Raw genomic sequence first — 17,223 nt, forward strand, 5'->3', positions numbered from 1 at the left:
GCGTTTGAGGCGCGGGGTCTGGGGCGGAGCCCCAGGCAACCCGGCTCCGCCGGGCACCGGGCTCTGCCCGGACCCGCGCCTCAAACGCCGGCGAGGCTGAAGTTGCCGACCCTCGGATCCGACAGAAGAGCCAGGGCCACCCGCAGTGCAGCCTGCGACGGGAGCCGCACATCTCCAGCCCCGCCGGCGATTGAGGCACGGGGCCGGGGCGGCGCCCCAGAAGGCCGGCCGGCTTCGCCGACGCCCGGGACGAGGGTCCGGGCATTCCAGCCCCGCCGGCGATTGAGGCGCGGGGGCGGGCGGGGCCCGGGTTACTGCGTGGGCGTGACGACGGTGGCCGTGGCCGTGGCCGTCGGGGTGGTGGACGGCGCCGGCTGGGACGGGGACGGCGACGTCGACGGCGTCGGCTGGGACGGGCTCGCCGGGCCCGACGGGCCGGTCGGCGTCGAGTCGGTCGGGAGCGAAGAGGGCTGCGACGGCCGGCGGGACGGGGTGCGGGGCGACGGGGTCGCACCCGGGGCACCCGGCTCGGCGGCCTCGGAAGGCTCCGCAGACCCCGCCCCCGGCTGCGGAGCAGAATCGTTTCCGCCCCCCGGCACCCCCGGCACCCCCGGCACTCCCGACGTCCCCGGCGCAGCCGGCCCCGGCGTCGACGAGGTCACGGAACCACTCCCCGCCTCCTCGGAGTCCGAGGAGGACATCGCCAGCCCGATCACCGTGCCCAGCACCGCCACCGTCAGCGCACCGGCCACCGCCAGCAGCACCGGCTTGCGGCGCTGCTGCCGCCCCGGCGGAGCGGAGGCAGGGGCAACGGCAGGAGCGGCCACCGGCGTCGGCTTCGGGTCGAGGGGGAAGGCCTCCTCGAACACCTCCGACAGCGTCGTCGGCGCCACCGCCCGCCGCATCACCGGCAGGGCCGTCGTGGCGGCCTCGGAGCCGGGCGGCCGCACGGGCACGGGCACAGGCGCCGTGACCGCCTCCACGGCAGGCTTCGCCGCCACCGGAGCCGAAGCCGCAGCCGCCACCGCAGCCGCAGCCGGAGCGGCCGGGGCCTCCAGCCGCAGCGGCGGGGAGACCGTCCCTCCGGCGGCCTCCCGGTCGGTGACCAGCGCCAGCGCCCGCCGCCCGGCCACGGTGCCCCGCTTGTCCGCCAGCGCCCCCTTCAGCCCGATGGACGCCTCCAGCTCGGCCCGCGCGCGGCCCAGCCGCCCCTCGCACAGCGCGAGCACGCCGAGCTCGTGGTGGAAGTACGCCTGCTCCGCGACCTCCCCCGCCTTCCGCGCGGCCTCGGCCCCCGCCCGCAGCACCCGCCCCCAGGCCTCCCACAGCCGCGAGGCCGCGAACGCGGGCGCGGCGGAGCGGGCCAGCAGCACCGCGGCCACCACATCGGCGCCGGCGAGCGCCGCGAGCACCGCGTCGGCCTCGGCCGCGATCCGCTCCGGGGTGACGGAGGCGTGCCCGGTCCACCAGGCGTAGTGGCGGGCGGCCGTACGGGCCTCCTCCGCGGCGGTGTCCCCGTACCCGGCCTCCTCCAGCTGGCGGGCGACCCCGGCGGCGAGCCGGTACCGCGGCCCGACGGGGGTGATGAGCCCGCTGCCGAGCAGTTCGGCGACGGCCGCGTCGGCGTGGGTGTCGCCGACCAGCGCCGGCAGGTGCGCGGGATGCGGCAGTTCGCCGCCGAGCGCGCACGCGATCCGCAGCGCGGCCCGCGCCGACTCGCTGACCCGGGCGGCGAGCAGCTCGGCCGGGGCCGCGCCCTCGGCGAGGGTCGGCATCGGCGTGGGAGCGGCGTCGCGCGGCCGCTCCTCGAAGACGCCGGGCTCGTCCTCGTCCGCGTCGTGGTGCGCGGCGGCGGCCCGGTTGAGCTCGTCGCGCCGGCGCAGCAGCGCGGCCGCCTGGACGAAGCGCAGCGGCAGCCCCTCGGAGGCGAAGCGGAGGTCCTCCGCCCAGGCGGTCTCCTCGTCGGTCAGCGGCCGTCCGAGGCGCGCTTCGAGCAGTGCGAGGCAGTCGGCCCGGCCGAGGCCCGCGAGGACGACCTCGTCCGGCGCGGCCTCGTCGGCGGGGCCGCGGGTGTCGTCGGGGGTGCCGGCGAGTACGTAGGCGCATTCGGGGGTGGCGCGCATCAGCTCGTCGAGGGCGGCGGCGCCGAGTTCGAGGTCGTCGAGGAGCACGATCGCGCCGATGTCCCGTACGCGGGCGAGGAGTTCTATCCGGTCGGGCCGTTCCGACGCGGCGTCGAAGACGGTGGCGTACAGCGCGTGGAGCAACTCGCCGGGCTGCTGGTGTCCGTGGCCGGAGAGGCGGACGACGCCGTCGGGCGCGAGGCCGGCGCAGTCGGCCGCGACCACGTCGAGCAGGGCGGTGCGGCCGGAGCCGGCGGGCCCGGTGAGCCGTACGGAGCGGCCGCGGCCCAGGAGCCGTACGAGGCGGGCGCGTTCCTCCTCGCGGGCGAGCAGCGGCGCCGCGGAGACGGCCGGGGCGGCGGGGGAGCCGGGCAGCGCGGGCGGCCGGACGGCGGCGTCCGCGGCCCGGCGCGAGGCCGCGTCACGCTTGGCGGGGCGGGTGCCGCCGGTGCCGGGGCGGCGCGGTGCGATCTCGCTGCCGTCGACGGGGTTGACGGTGAGGGTGTAGTCCCCGGCGGTGAGGGTGACGATCCGGGCCACGGGGCCGGAGGCGGGTGCCGGGTGCGCCCCGCGGGCCGCCGTGGACTGCTCCACCGGTTCGACCTGCCCCTGTGTGCGGTCCATGACCAAGTCCCCCCTCGCGTCGTGCGCGTGCGCGTTGCCGTGTTGCCCCGGCCTTCGCACATTCCGCTGTCGCTACCGGTCCGGTTTCCGCCCGACCCTAGACGGTGGCCTGTCGTGCACGGAACCGCAGGGGTGCCTCCACCACCGGACCGTTACGTTTCCGCAGGAAATGCGGAGGACTGCTGTTCAGACCCTGGGGAGGGATTCCGCTTCCAGTCCGCCCTCGATGGCGAGGATCCGGTGGAGCCTCGTTGCGACGAGCAGCCGCTGCATCTGCGGAGGCACTCCGCGCAGCACGAGGCGGCGGCCGGCCCGGCCGGCCCGCCGGTGGGCGCCCATGATCACGCCGAGTCCGGTCGCGTCCCAGGAGTCGAGGCCGGTGAGGTCGAGCACGAGGTCGCCGTGGCCGTCGTCGAGGGCGGTGTGCAGGGCCGTACGGGCGTCCGCCGCGCTGCGCACGTCGAGGCGGCCCCCGACAGCGAGTTCGGCGTGGTCGCCCCTGATGTGCATATGCGCTCCCGGCAGTCCTTGCGTCGTATGGGCCGTCTGATCCGACCGGTCCGTCGGGTCGGAGCCGGTCCGTGGTCGGCAACTCTCACTGCAACTGACTGCCGCGCGGGCAGTGAAGTTGCCGACCGTGAGCGAACCGATACCTAATTCACCCGGGGGGATGGGTGGGCGAACTGGCGCTCGGGGCGCGGTGCCCCGACGGCGGCTGCGGCTGCCGCCGCGGCGCCTCAGTGCTTGTAGAAGCCCTGGCCGGTCTTGCGGCCGAAGTCGCCGGCGTCGACCATGCGGCGCATCAGCTCCGGCGGCGCGAACTTCTCGTCCTGGGACTCGGTGTAGATGTTGCTGGTGGCGTGCAGCAGGATGTCGACGCCGGTCAGGTCGGCGGTGGCCAGCGGGCCCATCGCGTGGCCGAAGCCGAGCTTGCAGGCGATGTCGATGTCCTCGGCGGAGGCGACGCCCGATTCGTACAGCTTCGCGGCTTCGACGACGAGTGCGGAGATCAGACGGGTCGTCACGAAACCGGCGACGTCGCGGTTGACGACGATGCAGGTCTTGCCGACGGACTCGGCGAACGCGCGGGTCGCGGCGAGCGTCTCGTCGCTGGTCTTGTAGCCGCGGACCAGCTCGCACAGCTGCATCATCGGGACGGGCGAGAAGAAGTGGGCGCCGACCACGCGCTCCGGACGCTCCGTCACGGCCGCGATCTTGGTGATCGGGATGGCGGAGGTGTTGGACGCCAGGATCGCGTCCTCCCGTACGAGCTTGTCCAGGGAGCGGAAGATCTCGTGCTTGACCTCGAGCTTCTCGAAGACGGCCTCGACGACGATGTCGACGTCGGCGACCGCGTCCAGGTCGGTCGTGGTCGTGATGCGGGCGAGGGCCGCCTCGGCGTCCTCGGCCGTCATCTTCCCCTTGGAGACGAACTTGTCGTACGAGGCCTTGATGCCGTCGGTGCCCCGGGTCAGCGCGGCGTCGGTGACGTCGCGCAGCACCACGTCCCACCCCGCCTGCGCGGAGACCTGAGCGATTCCGGAACCCATCAGCCCCGCACCGATGACGGCGAGCTTCCCAGCCACTGCACACCCCTCGTTCTTGAAACGGCTCAGTCTCGTAGCCTCTCGGCCGGAGACTAGCGGGCGTGAGGGGCACTGTGACCGGGAAGTAACACGCGTCACGTCTCAGATGACGGACATCACACCGGGACGGCCCACCGCCCGGCCCGCTGCGCCGAGTTCACCCGACGTCACTTCCCACCGCCGCCGGGGCCCTGTCGAGGATCCGCTCCTCCAGCCGCCTCAGCCGGTCGGCCTCGCGCGCCGCGGCCGGCGCGTGGCCAAGGTCCAGGGCCATCCGGCCGCGGGCGACGAGGTAGTGCACGTCCTCGTGGTCCGAGGCGGTCATGGCCGGGTTCGCGCACAGCCTGCGCGAGACCACGGACAGCGTGATGTGTGCGCCGAACAGCGCGTCCTGCTCCTCCCACGCCGGCCGCCCGGCGGCCCGCTCCCGGGCGACGAGGTCCCTGAGGTAGTCGCGCACCTGCGCGTCCTCCTCGGCGGGCCGCACGGCCCCCGGGGCGTGCGGCGCGTCCGCCGGTTCCGCCGCCCGGATCCGCAGCCAGAGCGCCTCGTCGGAGTCCGCCGCACAGGGCTCGCCCTGCTCCAGCGCCTCGTGGACGGCGCGGGCCCGTGCCAGCACCTCGGCGTGCTCGGCGGAGTCCCGGGGATGGCGTGCCGCGAGGAAACCGGCGGTCACGTCGACCCACTTGGCCGTCTCGGCCCGCTGCCAGAGGGTGAAGATGTCGGTCAAAGGTGCGTTTCTCCCGCTTCCGGGCCGGACGTCGGCCCCCGGCCGAAACGATAGGCCGGGGCGGCGGAGGACCGCGTGGGGTTTTCCGGTGGGGCTCATTACGCTGGCCGCATGGTGAACCTCACGCGCATCTACACCCGCACCGGTGACAAGGGCACGACCGCGCTCGGCGACATGAGCCGCACGGCCAAGACCGATCTGCGCATTTCGGCCTATGCCGATGCCAACGAGGCCAATGCGGCCATCGGCACGGCGATCGCCCTCGGCAGCCTGCCGGAGGACGTCGTGAAGGTGCTCGTCCGGGTGCAGAACGACCTGTTCGACGTGGGCGCCGACCTGTGCACCCCGGTGGTCGAGAACCCCGAGTACCCGCCGCTGCGCGTCGAGCAGTTCTACGTCGACAAGCTGGAGGCGGACTGCGACCGCTTCAATGCGGAGCTGGAGAAGCTGCGCAGCTTCATCCTCCCCGGCGGCACCCCGGGGGCGGCCCTGCTGCACCAGGCGTGCACCGTGGTCCGGCGGGCCGAGCGCTCCACCTGGGCGGCGCTGGAGGTGCACGGCGAGGTGATGAACCCGCTGACCGCCACCTACCTCAACCGCCTCTCCGACCTGCTGTTCATCCTGGCCCGTACGGCCAACAAGGAGATCGGGGACGTGCTCTGGGTCCCGGGCGGCGAGCGCGGCTAGGAACGGCGCCCGCTCCCGGCCAGGGGCGTGTCCGCCGGACCGCCTTCCGAGGAGGCCGCGACCGCGCTGCCGCCCGCCCCGGCGGGCGCCTTGCGGGGCCAGATCGTGTACGTGACGGCCACGACGGTGTGGATGGCCAGCGCCCGCAGCGCGCCGAGCTCCCAGCCCCGCAGCCCGGAGGTGTCCGCGGCGTCGCCCACGTACAAGATGGCGCCCTCCAGCAGCCCGAGGGCGACGGCGGCGGCCGCCAGGGTCCGGATCCACAGCTTCCACTCGTGCCGGGCCCGCTCCCTGCCGTACGTCGGGCCGGGCGGCTTCGGCCCTCCGGCCAGCCGGTACGCGGCGTGCCGGTCGAGCCACTTCACGGTGTAGTGGCCGTATCCGACGGTGTAGCCGATGTAGAGGGCGGCCAGGCCGTGCGTCCAGCTCGGCTCGCCGCCGTTCTTCAGGTCCCAGGTGGTGACCGCGAGCAGCACCAGCTCCAGCAGCGGTTCGCACAGCAGCACCGCCGCGCCCAGCCGGGGCATGTGCGCGAGGTAGCGCAGCGCCAGCCCGGCGGCCAGCAGTACCCAGAAGCCGATCTCGCAGGCAATGATCAGGGCAACGAGCACGAGGGCTCTCCCTTCCGCTCGGTTCGCATCGGTTCGCATCGGTTCGCATGAGGGGTTTCCCCCAGCCTCCCGCCCGATCCGCTCCGCCTCGTCGTCGCCGGTGAGGAACCGCGACTGCATCCTTCGGCGTACTGGGCCCGCCCCGCAGTCAGCCCCGGCGGCGAGGCCGGACCCCCGCTCCACCGTGTTGGATGGAGCCGTGACCGAGGCCGCGCCCACTGCGAACCCCCGCTTCCCGCGCCCGCACCGCGACGACGTGCTCCTCGCGGTGATCAGCGTGCTCGCCGGCGTGCTGCTGTGGTCCCTGGGCGTCTACAGCACCAACAACCGGCACTTCTTCCCCGCCTGGGCGGCCCTGGTGCCGCTCCTGGCCATCGGGCCGATGGAGCTGCTGCGGCGCACCGCGCCCAACCTCACGCTGGCCGTCGGCACCGCCGCGGTGATCGCCGACCAGTTCACCGTGGGCAACCTGGGCACCGTCATCGTTTTCACGGACCTGATGTACGCGGCCGTGGTCTACGGCAAACCCCCCATGGCCCGGCGGCTGCCGATCACCACCGGCCTGGTCACGGTCGTCGTCACCGTCGTCTCCGTGGCCTGGTTCCGCACCCCGCAGGCCCTGATGATCGGCGTCATCACCGGCATCGTGAGCTTCGGCCCGGCCCTGACGGGCGCCACCCTGCGCAACCAGCGCGAGGCCGCCGAGTCCGCCCGGCTGCACGCCGAGCAGACCGCGCTGCTGGCCGAGATGGACCGTACGCAGGCCGTGGCCTCCGAGCGCGCCCGGATGGCCCGCGAGCTGCACGACATGGTGGCCAACCACCTCTCCGCGATCGCCATCCACTCCACCGCGGCCCTCTCCATCGACTCCCCCGCGACCAGCCGCGAGGCCCTCGGGGTGATCCGGGAGAACAGCGTGCAGGGGCTGGCCGAAATGCGCCGGTTGATCGGACTGCTGCGGGCGGCGGGCGCCGAGCAGGAGGCGGCCGCCACCCCCTCCCTCGACGGGCTCGACGCCCTCCTGGAGCAGGCCCGGACCAACGGCACGGCGAGCGGGCTGGATTTCTCCCTGTACGACGGGCGGCCGCCCGGGCCGCGGCTGCCCGCGCCGGTGGAGCTGGCCGCGTACCGGATCGTGCAGGAGTCCTTGACCAACGCCCTCAAGCACGCCGCCCCTGGCACCGTCCGGGTCCGGGTGTCCCGGGCCGAGGGACTGCTGACCGTGGAGGTGGACTCCCCCTGCGCCGGGCAGCAGCCGGGCCCCCGCGCGCCGGGCTCGGGGGCCGGTCTGATCGGCATGCGGGAGCGTACGGAGCTGCTGGGCGGGGAGTTCACGGCGGGCCGGGCGGGCCCGGTCTGGCAGGTGCGGGCGGTCCTGCCCGCGGAGGAGAAGGCGGTGGCCGGATGACGATCCGGGTGGTGGTGGCCGAGGACCAGAGCGCGGTACGGGCCGGGCTGGTGCTGATCCTGCGCAGCGCCGGCGACATCGAGGTCGCGGGCGAGGCGGCGGACGGCGAGGAGGCGGTGCGCCTGGCCCGGGAGCTGCGGCCGGATCTCGTCCTCATGGACGTGCAGATGCCGCGGCTCGACGGGGTGTCGGCGACGCGGCAGGTGGTGGCCGAGCAGCTGGCCGACGTGCTGGTGCTGACCACCTTCGACCTGGACGAGTACGTGTTCGGCGCGCTGCGCGCGGGGGCGGCGGGCTTCCTGCTGAAGAACGCGGAGGCCTCGGAGCTGATCGAGGCGGTCCGCACCGTCGCGCGCGGCGAGGGGCTGATCGCCCCGGCGGTGACCCGGCGGCTGATCGCGGAGTTCGCGGCTCCGCAACCCGTACGGGAGCCGGTGGCGCCGGAGACGGCCGCCGCGGTGGCCTCGCTGACGCGCCGGGAGCGGGAGGTGCTGGGCTGCCTGGGCGAAGGCCTGTCGAACGCGGAGATCGCGGACCGGCTCCGGATGGCGGAGGCGACGGTGAAGACGCACGTCAGCAGGCTGCTGGGCAAGCTGGAGCTGCGCAGCCGGGTGCAGGCGGCGGTGCTGGCGCAGGAACTGGGCCTCTAGCGCGGCCGCCGGCGCGCGGGCCGGCGGCCGTCGCGCGGGCGGCTTGGAGCCGAGCCGGAGCGGCGCCCGAGCGGCGCCGGGGCCCCTCCGCCCGCTGAGGTCTGGACCTCTTGACGCTTGGTCCAGACCTTTCTACGCTCACCGCAACTGTGGTGAGCGTGCCATGACAAGCGTGCTCACGGGCGGCGCAGGTCCCACCCCCATGTCGTGATCGCCCCACGGCCACGACGGACCTACGGAGGAGCACCCTTGAGCACAGCACCCCCACCCCGCATCCGTCTCTTCAGAAGGCTCGCCGCGACCGTGGCCTCGGTCGCCCTGCCCGCCGCCGGCCTCGTGGCCCTGGCCGGCCCGGCCCAGGCCGCCGGATCGGCGACGGCCGCGTACACGAAGGTCTCCGACTGGGGCTCCGGCTTCGAGGGCAAGTGGACGGTGAAGAACACCGGCACGACCACCCTCACGAGCTGGACCGTGGAATGGGACTACCCGGCCGGCACCGCGGTCACCTCCGCCTGGGACGCCGACGTGACGAGCTCGGGCACCCACTGGACCGGCAAGAACAAGTCGTACAACGGCACCCTCGCCCCCGGCGCCACCGTCAGCTTCGGCTTCAACGGCACCGGCTCCGGCGCCCCCGCCGGCTGCAGGATCAACGGAGCGCCCTGCGAGGGCGGCACCATCCCCGCCGACACCCCGCCCTCCGCCCCCGGCACCCCGACCGCGAGCGGGATCACCGAGACATCCCTGGCCCTCGGCTGGAGCGCCGCCACCGACGACAAGGGCGTGAAGAACTACGACGTCTTCCGCGGCGGAGTCAAGATCGCCACCGTCACCGGGACCAGCTACACCGACACCGGCCTGACCAAGGCCACCCCCTACACCTACAGCGTGACCGCCCGCGACACCGCCGACCAGACCGGCCCGTCCTCCGCCGCCCTGTCGGTCACCACGGCCGGCGGCGGCACCACTCCCCCGGACCCGGGCGGCAAGGTCAAGCTCGGCTACTTCACCGACTGGGGCGTCTACCAGCGCAACTACCACGTGAAGAACCTGGTCACCTCCGGCTCCGCGGCGAAGATCACCCACATCAACTACGCCTTCGGCAACGTCCAGGGCGGCAAGTGCACCGTCGGCGACGCCTACGCCGACTACGACAAGGCCTACACCGCCGACCAGAGCGTCGACGGCAAGGCCGACACCTGGGACCAGCCGCTGCGCGGCAACTTCAACCAGCTGCGCAAGCTCAAGGCCCAGTACCCGGGCCTGAAGGTCCTGTGGTCCTTCGGCGGCTGGACCTGGTCCGGCGGCTTCGGCCAGGCCGCCGCGAACCCCGCCGCCTTCGCCGACTCCTGCTACAGCCTGGTCGAGGACCCGCGCTGGGCCGACGTCTTCGACGGCATCGACATCGACTGGGAGTACCCGAACGCCTGCGGACTGTCCTGCGACACCAGCGGCGCCGCCTCCCTGAAGAACCTGCTGTCCGCACTGCGGACCAAGTTCGGCGGCAGCAACCTCGTCACCGCCGCCATCTCCGCCGACGGCTCCAACGGCGGAAAGCTCGACCTCGCCGACTACGCGGGCGCCGCCCAGTACGTCGACTTCTACAACGTCATGACCTACGACTTCTTCGGCGCCTGGGACGCCAAGGGTCCCACCGCCCCGCACTCCCCGCTCACCTCCTACGCGGGCATCCCGATCGCCGGATTCAACTCCGAGGCCGCCATCACCAAGCTCAAGGGCAAGGGCATCGCCGCGTCCAAGCTCAACCTGGGCATCGGCTTCTACGGCCGCGGCTGGACCGGCGTCACCCAGGACGCCCCCGGCGGCACCGCCACCGGTCCGGCGCCGGGCACGTACGAGCAGGGCATCGAGGACTACAGGGTGCTGAAGAGCAGCTGCCCTGCCACCGCCACCGTCGCCGGCACCGCGTACGGCCGCTGCGGCAGCAACTGGTGGAGCTACGACACCCCCGCGACCATCGCCGGCAAGATGAGCTGGACCAAGAGCCAGGGCCTCAGGGGAGCCTTCTTCTGGGAATTCAGCGGGGACACCGCCAACGGCGAACTCGCGAACGCGATCCACACCGGACTCCAGTGACCCCCACGCACTGAACCGGTGAACGACGAAGCCGGGGAGACGGGGTCCGCCCCCCGCCTCCCCGGCTTCCCACATCCGTACGGCCCCGGCCGCGGGCCGGGCCACGGCCCTCAGGCCACGTTCACCCTCTGCCCGGGCGGCGCCGCCTCCAGCCACGCCAGGAAACCGGTCAGCGCGTCCTCGCTCATCGCCAGCTCCAGGCGGGTCCCCTGGTGGAGACAGCCGAGCACGACGGCGTCGGACAGCAGCGCCAGCTCTTCCTCGCCCTCCGGGGCGCGGCGGGCGACCACCTCGATCGAGGCGCGCTCCAGCAGCCGGCGCGGCCGGGGCGAGTACGAGAAGACGCGGAACCACTCGATGCGGTCACCGCTGTAGCGGGCGACCCCGTACACCCAGCCCTTGCCGGAGGCGTCGGGCTCCTCGGAGACGCCCCAGCGCAGGCTGCAGTCGAAGGTGCCGCCGGAGCGCTGGATGAGTCTGCGGCGCAGGCCGAACACGAAAAGCCCGATCACCACCAGGGCTACGACCAGGCCGCTCACAAGCAGAGCGAGGAGCATCTTCACCGACCTCCTCGCTCATCGACATACCGCATACGACTGTGACCGTCACCGGACGAGTCCCGTGACGGACCTACATCGCCTCAGCCGCGACCCGTCCCGGGAAATTCCGGAACGGACCGCGGCTGAGGTTTCAAACCTGTTCGGTACGGGGCTCAGTGCCCCGCGACCGCGCGCAGCCGGACATCCGCGCGACGCTCGGCGGCCGCATCGGCCTCCGACTTCGCGCGCTCCAGTGCCCGCTCCGCACGCTTGACGTCGATCTCGTCCGCGAGCTCGGCGATCTCGGCCAGCAGGGACAGCTTGTTGTCCGCGAACGAGATGAATCCGCCGTGCACCGCGGCGACGACCGTGCCGCCCTCGCTGGTACGGATGGTCACCGGGCCCGATTCCAGCACACCGAGAAGCGGCTGGTGACCGGGCATGACGCCGATGTCGCCGGACGTGGTGCGGGCGACGACCAGGGTGGCCTCGCCGGACCAGACATTGCGGTCCGCCGCGACCAGCTCGACGTGCAGCTCAGCAGCCAAGGTGGCTCCTCGGGTCACCACCCGGCGGGTCAGCCGGGTGTTGGGTCAAATTCTAATGGGCGTGGGGAGAGGGACGGGACACACCCGCCCCTCTCCTTGGGAGACCTGCGAACCGGATGCGCTCCGCGAGGAGCGCGCCGGATCAGGAGACGCCCAGCTCCTTGGCGTTGGCCTTCAGGTCCTCGATGCCACCGCACATGAAGAACGCCTGCTCGGGGAAGTGGTCGTACTCACCGTCACAGATCGCGTTGAACGCGGCGATCGACTCGTCGAGCGGAACGTCCGAACCGTCCACGCCGGTGAACTGCTTGGCGACGTGGGTGTTCTGCGACAGGAAGCGCTCGACGCGGCGGGCACGGTGGACAACGAGCTTGTCCTCCTCGCCCAGCTCGTCGATACCGAGGATCGCGATGATGTCCTGGAGGTCCTTGTACTTCTGCAGGATCCCCTTGACGCGCATCGCGGCGTTGTAGTGGTCCGCGGCGATGTAGCGCGGGTCCAGGATCCGGGACGTGGAGTCCAGCGGGTCCACGGCCGGGTAGATGCCCTTCTCGGAGATCGGACGGGACAGAACCGTCGTCGCGTCGAGGTGGGCGAAGGTGGTCGCCGGCGCCGGGTCGGTGAGGTCGTCGGCGGGGACGTAGATCGCCTGCATGGAGGTGATCGAGTGACCACGGGTCGAGGTGATGCGCTCCTGGAGGAGACCCATCTCGTCGGCCAGGTTCGGCTGGTAACCCACCGCGGAGGGCATACGGCCGAGCAGGGTCGACACCTCGGAACCGGCCTGGGTGTACCGGAAGATGTTGTCGATGAAGAACAGAACGTCCTGCTTCTGAACATCGCGGAAGTACTCCGCCATGGTCAGACCGGCCAGGGCGACGCGCAGACGGGTGCCCGGGGGCTCGTCCATCTGGCCGAAGACCAGCGCGGTCTTGTCCAGAACGCCGGAGTCCGACATCTCCTCGATGAGGTCGTTGCCCTCACGGGTGCGCTCACCGACGCCCGCGAACACCGACACACCGTCGTGGTTGTTGGCGACGCGGTAGATCATTTCCTGGATCAGAACGGTCTTGCCGACACCGGCACCACCGAACAGACCGATCTTTCCACCCTTGACGTACGGGGTGAGGAGGTCGATGACCTTGACGCCGGTCTCGAACATCTCGGTCTTCGACTCGAGCTCGTCGAAGTTCGGGGCCTTGCGGTGGATCGCCCAGCGCTCGGTCACCTCGGAGTTGGCCTCCGGGTAGTTGAGCACCTCACCCAGGGTGTTGAAGACCTTGCCCTTGGTGAAGTCGCCGACCGGGACGGTGATGCCCGAGCCCGTGTCGGTCACCGCGGCCTGGCGGACCAGGCCGTCGGTGGGCTGCATGGAGATGGTGCGGACCACGCCGTCACCCAGGTGCTGGGCGACCTCGAGGGTCAGCGTCTTGAGCGCGCCCTCCTCGGCCGGGTCGGCGACCTGGACGGTCAGCGCGTTGTAGATCTCGGGCATCGCGTCGACGGGGAACTCCACGTCGACGACCGGGCCGATGACCCGGGCGACGCGGCCCGTGGCGGCGGCCGTCTCAACAGAGGTCGTCATTACTTGTCACTCCCCGCGGTCGCGTCGGCCATGGCGCTCGCGCCACCGACGATCTCGCTGATTTCCTGGGTGATTTCGGCCTGGCGGGCCGCGTTGGCAAGCCGGGAGAGGCTCTTGATGAGCTCACCGGCGTTGTCGGTGGCCGACTTCATCGCACGGCGGCGGGCGGCGTGCTCGGAGGCGGCCGACTGCAGCAGTGCGTTGTAGATGCGGCTCTCGACGTAGCGCGGCAGCAGGGCGTCGAGGACGTCCTCCGCCGACGGCTCGAAGTCGAACAGCGGAAGGATCTCGCCCTTCGCGCCGGTCTCCTCCGCAGCCTGCTCGAGGCTGAGCGGCAGCATCCGGCTGTCCACCGCGTTCTGCGTCATCATCGACACGAATTCCGTGAAGACGATGTGCAGCTCGTCGACGCCACCCTCGGCCGTCTCCGTCTGGATGGCCTCGATCAGCGGCGCCGCGACGCGCTTGGCGTCGGCGTATTCCGGCCTGTCGGTGAAGCCGGTCCACGAGTCCGCGACCTTGCGCTCACGGAACCCGAAGTACGCGACGCCCTTGCGGCCGACGATGTACGTGTCGACCTCCTTGCCCTCGCTGCGCAGCCGCTCGGTGAGCCGGTCGGCCTGCTTGATGGCGTTCGAGGAGTAGCCGCCGGCCAGGCCGCGGTCGCTCGTGATGAGCAGGACCGCGGCGCGGGTCGGCGCCTCGACCTCGGTGGTCAGGGCGTGCTTGGTGTTCGAACCGGTCGCCACCGCCGTCACCGCACGGGTGAGCTCGGTCGCGTACGGCATGGACGCCGCCACCTTGCGCTGCGCCTTGACGATGCGCGAGGCGGAGATCATCTCCATCGCCTTGGTGATCTTCTTGGTCGCCGTGATGGCACGGATGCGACGCTTGTAGACCCGGAGCTGCGCTCCCATGAGTCAGGTCCCTTCCGTCGTCACTTGGAGACGTTGACGGCCGGTGCGTCCTCGCCCAGAAGCTTGCCGTCCGAGGTCTCGAACTGCCGCTTGAAGCCGGCGATGGCGTCGGCGACCGCGGTCAGCGTGTCGTCGGACATCTTGCCGCCCTCGGCGATCGAGGTGAGGAGGTCCTTGCGCTCGCGGCGCAGGTGCTCCAGCAGCTCGGACTCGAAGCGACGGATGTCGGCGACCGGGACGTCGTCCATCTTGCCGGTGGTGCCGGCCCAGACGGAGACGACCTGCTCCTCGACCGGCATCGGCTGGTACTGGCCCTGCTTCAGCAGCTCGACCATGCGCTTGCCGCGCTCCAGCGAGGCCTTCGACGCGGCGTCCAGGTCGGAACCGAAGGCGGCGAACGCCTCCAGCTCGCGGTACTGGGCCAGGTCGACGCGCAGACGGCCGGAGACCTGCTTCATGGCCTTGTGCTGCGCGGAACCACCGACGCGGGAGACCGAGATACCGACGTTCAGGGCCGGACGCTGGCCGGCGTTGAACAGGTCGGACTCCAGGAAGCACTGGCCGTCGGTGATGGAGATGACGTTGGTCGGGATGAACGCCGAGACGTCGTTGGCCTTGGTCTCGACGATCGGCAGACCGGTCATCGAGCCGGCGCCCATGTCGTCGGAGAGCTTGGCGCAGCGCTCCAGCAGACGCGAGTGCAGGTAGAAGACGTCACCCGGGTAGGCCTCGCGGCCCGGCGGGCGGCGCAGCAGCAGCGACACGGCGCGGTAGGCGTCGGCCTGCTTCGACAGGTCGTCGAAGATGATCAGGACGTGCTTGCCGGCGTACATCCAGTGCTGGCCGATGGCGGAACCGGTGTACGGCGCCAGGTACTTGAAGCCGGCCGGGTCGGACGCCGGGGCGGCGACGATCGTCGTGTACTCGAGCGCGCCGGCCTCTTCGAGGGCGCCGCGGACCGACGCGATGGTCGAGCCCTTCTGGCCGATGGCGACGTAGATGCAGCGGACCTGCTTGTTCACGTCGCCCGAGCGCCAGTTGTCGCGCTGGTTGATGATCGTGTCGACGGCCAGAGCGGTCTTGCCGGTCTGACGGTCACCAATGATCAGCTGACGCTGGCCGCGGCCGATCGGCACCATCGCGTCGACGGCCTTGTAGCCGGTCTGCATCGGCTCGTGGACCGACTTGCGGACCATGACGCCGGGGGCCTGCAGCTCGAGGGCGCGGCGGCCTTCGGTCGCGATCTCGCCGAGACCGTCGATCGGGTTGCCGAGCGGGTCGACAACGCGGCCGAGGTAGCCCTCGCCGACGCCGACGGAGAGGACCTCGCCGGTGCGCTGCACCGACTGGCCCTCCTCGATGCCGCTGAACTCGCCGAGGACGATCGCACCGATCTCGCGCTCCTCGAGGTTGAGGGCGAGGCCGAGGGTGCCGTCCTCGAACTTCAGCAGCTCGTTCGCCATGGCGGAGGGCAGGCCCTCCACCTTCGCGATGCCGTCGCCGGCAAGGCTGACCGTGCCGACCTCCTCGCGCGAGGCCGCGTCCGGCTTGTACGACTGGACGAAGTTCTCCAGTGCGTCCCGGATCTCCTCCGGCCGGATCGTGAGCTCCGCCATCTGGGTTCCCTGCTCTCCTTGTTGGGCCTGAAGCTTCTTAGGGGTCTGGGGGTGACCCCCAGGAATCTTCTGCAAGTTCTGCACGGCCCAACCGGGCCGCTAGGAATGCTTTGTTCTATTGGTGGCCGGTCAGCCGGCCATGCGGCGGGACGCCTCGGAGAGGCGCTCCGCGATGCTGCCGTCGATGACCTCGTCGCCGACCCGCACCACGATCCCGCCGAGGACCTCGGGGTCCACGTCCAGGTTCAGGTGCATCTCGCGGCCGTACAGCTTGGCCAGCACCGCGCCGAGACGCTGCTTCTGCACGTCGCTGAGCGGGACCGCGCTGATCACGGTGGCGACCATGCGGTCACGACGCGCAGCGGCGAGCGTCGAGAGGGACTCGAGTCCCCCCTCAAGGCTACGTCCACGCGGGTGCGTGACGAGACGGACGATCAGGCGCTCGGTGACGGCGTTCACCTTGCCGCCGAGCAGGCTGCGCAGCAGCTCGCTCTTGGCGGAGGAAGTGGCGGCGTGGTCGGTCAGCGCGGCACGCAGCTCGGTGCTCGAGGCGACGATCCGGCCGAACCGGAACAGCTCGTCCTCGACGTTGTCGAGCGCGTTGCCCTGCTGGGCGGCGGTGAGGTCGGCGGTGGCCGCCAGCTCCTCCAGCGCGTCCACCAGGTCACGGGACTGCGACCAGCGGGACCGGGCCATGCCGGACACCAGGTCGAGGGTCTCCCCGCCCACCTGGCCGGACAGCAGCCGGCCGACCAGCTCGGCCTTGGCCTCGCCGGACTGCGCCGGGTCCGTGATGACCCGACGCAGCGAGACCTCACGGTCGAGCAGCGCGGTGACGGCTGCCAGCTCACCGGCGAGCTTCGCCGCGTCGACGGACGTGTTGTCCGTCAGCGCGTCGAGACGCTCGCGCGCGGAGGCCAGCGCCTCGCGGCTCGCTCCGTTCATCGGGCCGCCTCGGCCTTCTCCTCGAGCTCGCTGAGGAAGCGGTCGATGGTGCGGCTCTGCCGGGCGGCGTCCTCGAGGGACTCGCCGACGAGCTTCCCGGCCAGGTCGGTGGCGAGCTTGCCCACGTCCTGACGCAGCGCCTGAGCAGCGGCCTTGCGGTCCGCGGCGATCTGGGCGTGACCGGCAGCGATGATCTCCTCACGCTGCCGCTGGCCCTCTGCGCGCAGTTCTTCCTTGAGCGCAGTGCCCTGCTCCAGCGCGTCCTGGCGCAGGCGCGCGGCCTCGTGCCGGGCCTCGGCGAGCTGGGCCTTGTACTGCTCCAGCACGCTCTGAGCCTCGGTCTGAGCGGCCTCAGCCTTCTCGATACCGCCCTCGATGGCCTCGCGACGCTCGTCCAGAACCTTGTTGATGTTCGGGAGGAGCTTCTTCGCGAGGAAACCGAAGACGATGACGAAGGCGATCAGACCGATGACGAGCTCGGGGATCGGCGGGAAGAGGGGGTTTTCCATCTCCTCGGCCGCCAGAACCATGAGGTTCACATCAGTGCCTTTCGTCTA

At 71.9% G+C, this 17,223-nt stretch carries 16 protein-coding genes; 4 read left to right on the forward strand and 12 right to left on the reverse strand.

What is annotated here, in order from left to right:
* Positions 1-311: 311 nt before the first annotated feature.
* The 4 genes from AB0F11_RS22470 to AB0F11_RS22485 form a co-directional block, all read right to left on the reverse strand.
* A complete protein-coding gene (locus AB0F11_RS22470; protein ID WP_362176510.1) occupies positions 312-2,747 on the reverse strand; it encodes an ATP-binding protein in 2,436 nt (811 codons plus the stop codon).
* A gap of 186 nt (positions 2,748-2,933) precedes the next feature.
* Positions 2,934-3,257 (reverse strand): STAS domain-containing protein, encoded by a 324-nt coding sequence (locus AB0F11_RS22475; protein ID WP_030030436.1) that lies wholly within the window; start codon positions 3,255-3,257, stop codon positions 2,934-2,936.
* 227 nt (positions 3,258-3,484) lie between these two features.
* Positions 3,485-4,333: a 3-hydroxyacyl-CoA dehydrogenase family protein gene (locus AB0F11_RS22480; protein ID WP_361906846.1), complete on the reverse strand. Its 849-nt coding sequence runs from the start codon at positions 4,331-4,333 to the stop codon at positions 3,485-3,487.
* Positions 4,334-4,490: 157 nt separating this feature from the next.
* The gene (locus tag AB0F11_RS22485) at positions 4,491-5,063 is read right to left on the reverse strand and encodes a hypothetical protein (protein WP_362176513.1); all 573 of its coding nucleotides are present in this window, start codon (positions 5,061-5,063) and stop codon (positions 4,491-4,493) included.
* Positions 5,064-5,174: 111 nt separating this feature from the next.
* Here AB0F11_RS22485 and AB0F11_RS22490 point away from each other — a divergent pair, with 111 nt between their 5' ends.
* Positions 5,175-5,750 (forward strand): cob(I)yrinic acid a,c-diamide adenosyltransferase, encoded by a 576-nt coding sequence (locus AB0F11_RS22490; RefSeq protein ID WP_362176516.1) that lies wholly within the window; start codon positions 5,175-5,177, stop codon positions 5,748-5,750.
* On the opposite strand, the gene AB0F11_RS22495 is transcribed toward AB0F11_RS22490, so the two are convergent.
* A complete protein-coding gene (locus AB0F11_RS22495; protein WP_362176519.1) occupies positions 5,747-6,361 on the reverse strand; it encodes a hypothetical protein in 615 nt (204 codons plus the stop codon). The two genes, AB0F11_RS22490 and AB0F11_RS22495, sit on opposite strands and share 4 nt — an antisense overlap.
* A 199-nt stretch (positions 6,362-6,560) precedes the next feature.
* Here AB0F11_RS22495 and AB0F11_RS22500 point away from each other — a divergent pair, with 199 nt between their 5' ends.
* From AB0F11_RS22500 to AB0F11_RS22510, 3 genes are all read left to right on the forward strand, one after another.
* A complete protein-coding gene (locus AB0F11_RS22500) occupies positions 6,561-7,769 on the forward strand; it encodes a histidine kinase (RefSeq protein ID WP_362176521.1) in 1,209 nt (402 codons plus the stop codon).
* Positions 7,766-8,419, forward strand: coding sequence for a response regulator transcription factor (locus tag AB0F11_RS22505; protein WP_362176524.1), 654 nt, complete (start codon positions 7,766-7,768; stop codon positions 8,417-8,419). The genes AB0F11_RS22500 and AB0F11_RS22505 overlap by 4 nt, the downstream gene beginning before the upstream one ends.
* A gap of 249 nt (positions 8,420-8,668) precedes the next feature.
* Positions 8,669-10,516 (forward strand): glycoside hydrolase family 18 chitinase, encoded by a 1,848-nt coding sequence (locus tag AB0F11_RS22510; protein WP_362176526.1) that lies wholly within the window; start codon positions 8,669-8,671, stop codon positions 10,514-10,516.
* 110 nt (positions 10,517-10,626) lie between these two features.
* Here the strand turns inward: AB0F11_RS22510 and AB0F11_RS22515 are convergent, their stop codons facing one another.
* The 7 genes from AB0F11_RS22515 to AB0F11_RS22545 form a co-directional block, all read right to left on the reverse strand.
* A complete protein-coding gene (locus tag AB0F11_RS22515) occupies positions 10,627-11,073 on the reverse strand; it encodes a DUF2550 domain-containing protein (RefSeq protein ID WP_362176529.1) in 447 nt (148 codons plus the stop codon).
* Between the two features lie 155 nt (positions 11,074-11,228).
* Entirely contained in the window at positions 11,229-11,603 is a 375-nt protein-coding gene (locus tag AB0F11_RS22520; RefSeq protein WP_362176531.1) for a F0F1 ATP synthase subunit epsilon, read from the reverse strand.
* Positions 11,604-11,745: 142 nt separating this feature from the next.
* Entirely contained in the window at positions 11,746-13,188 is a 1,443-nt protein-coding gene (gene atpD / locus AB0F11_RS22525; protein ID WP_362176534.1) for a F0F1 ATP synthase subunit beta, read from the reverse strand.
* A complete protein-coding gene (locus AB0F11_RS22530; RefSeq protein ID WP_362176537.1) occupies positions 13,188-14,105 on the reverse strand; it encodes a F0F1 ATP synthase subunit gamma in 918 nt (305 codons plus the stop codon). The genes atpD and AB0F11_RS22530 overlap by 1 nt, the downstream gene beginning before the upstream one ends.
* A gap of 20 nt (positions 14,106-14,125) precedes the next feature.
* Positions 14,126-15,721 (reverse strand): F0F1 ATP synthase subunit alpha, encoded by a 1,596-nt coding sequence (gene atpA, locus AB0F11_RS22535; RefSeq protein WP_362176540.1) that lies wholly within the window; start codon positions 15,719-15,721, stop codon positions 14,126-14,128.
* A gap of 129 nt (positions 15,722-15,850) precedes the next feature.
* A complete protein-coding gene (locus AB0F11_RS22540; protein WP_362176543.1) occupies positions 15,851-16,666 on the reverse strand; it encodes a F0F1 ATP synthase subunit delta in 816 nt (271 codons plus the stop codon).
* Complete coding sequence (locus AB0F11_RS22545; protein ID WP_362176545.1) at positions 16,663-17,205, reverse strand: F0F1 ATP synthase subunit B; 543 nt, start codon at positions 17,203-17,205, stop codon at positions 16,663-16,665. Before AB0F11_RS22545 ends, AB0F11_RS22540 begins: the two co-directional genes overlap by 4 nt.
* Positions 17,206-17,223 lie beyond the last annotated feature (18 nt).

The sequence above is a fragment of the Streptomyces sp. NPDC032472 genome, from assembly GCF_040636955.1.
Taxonomy (GTDB): Bacteria; Actinomycetota; Actinomycetes; order Streptomycetales; family Streptomycetaceae; genus Streptomyces.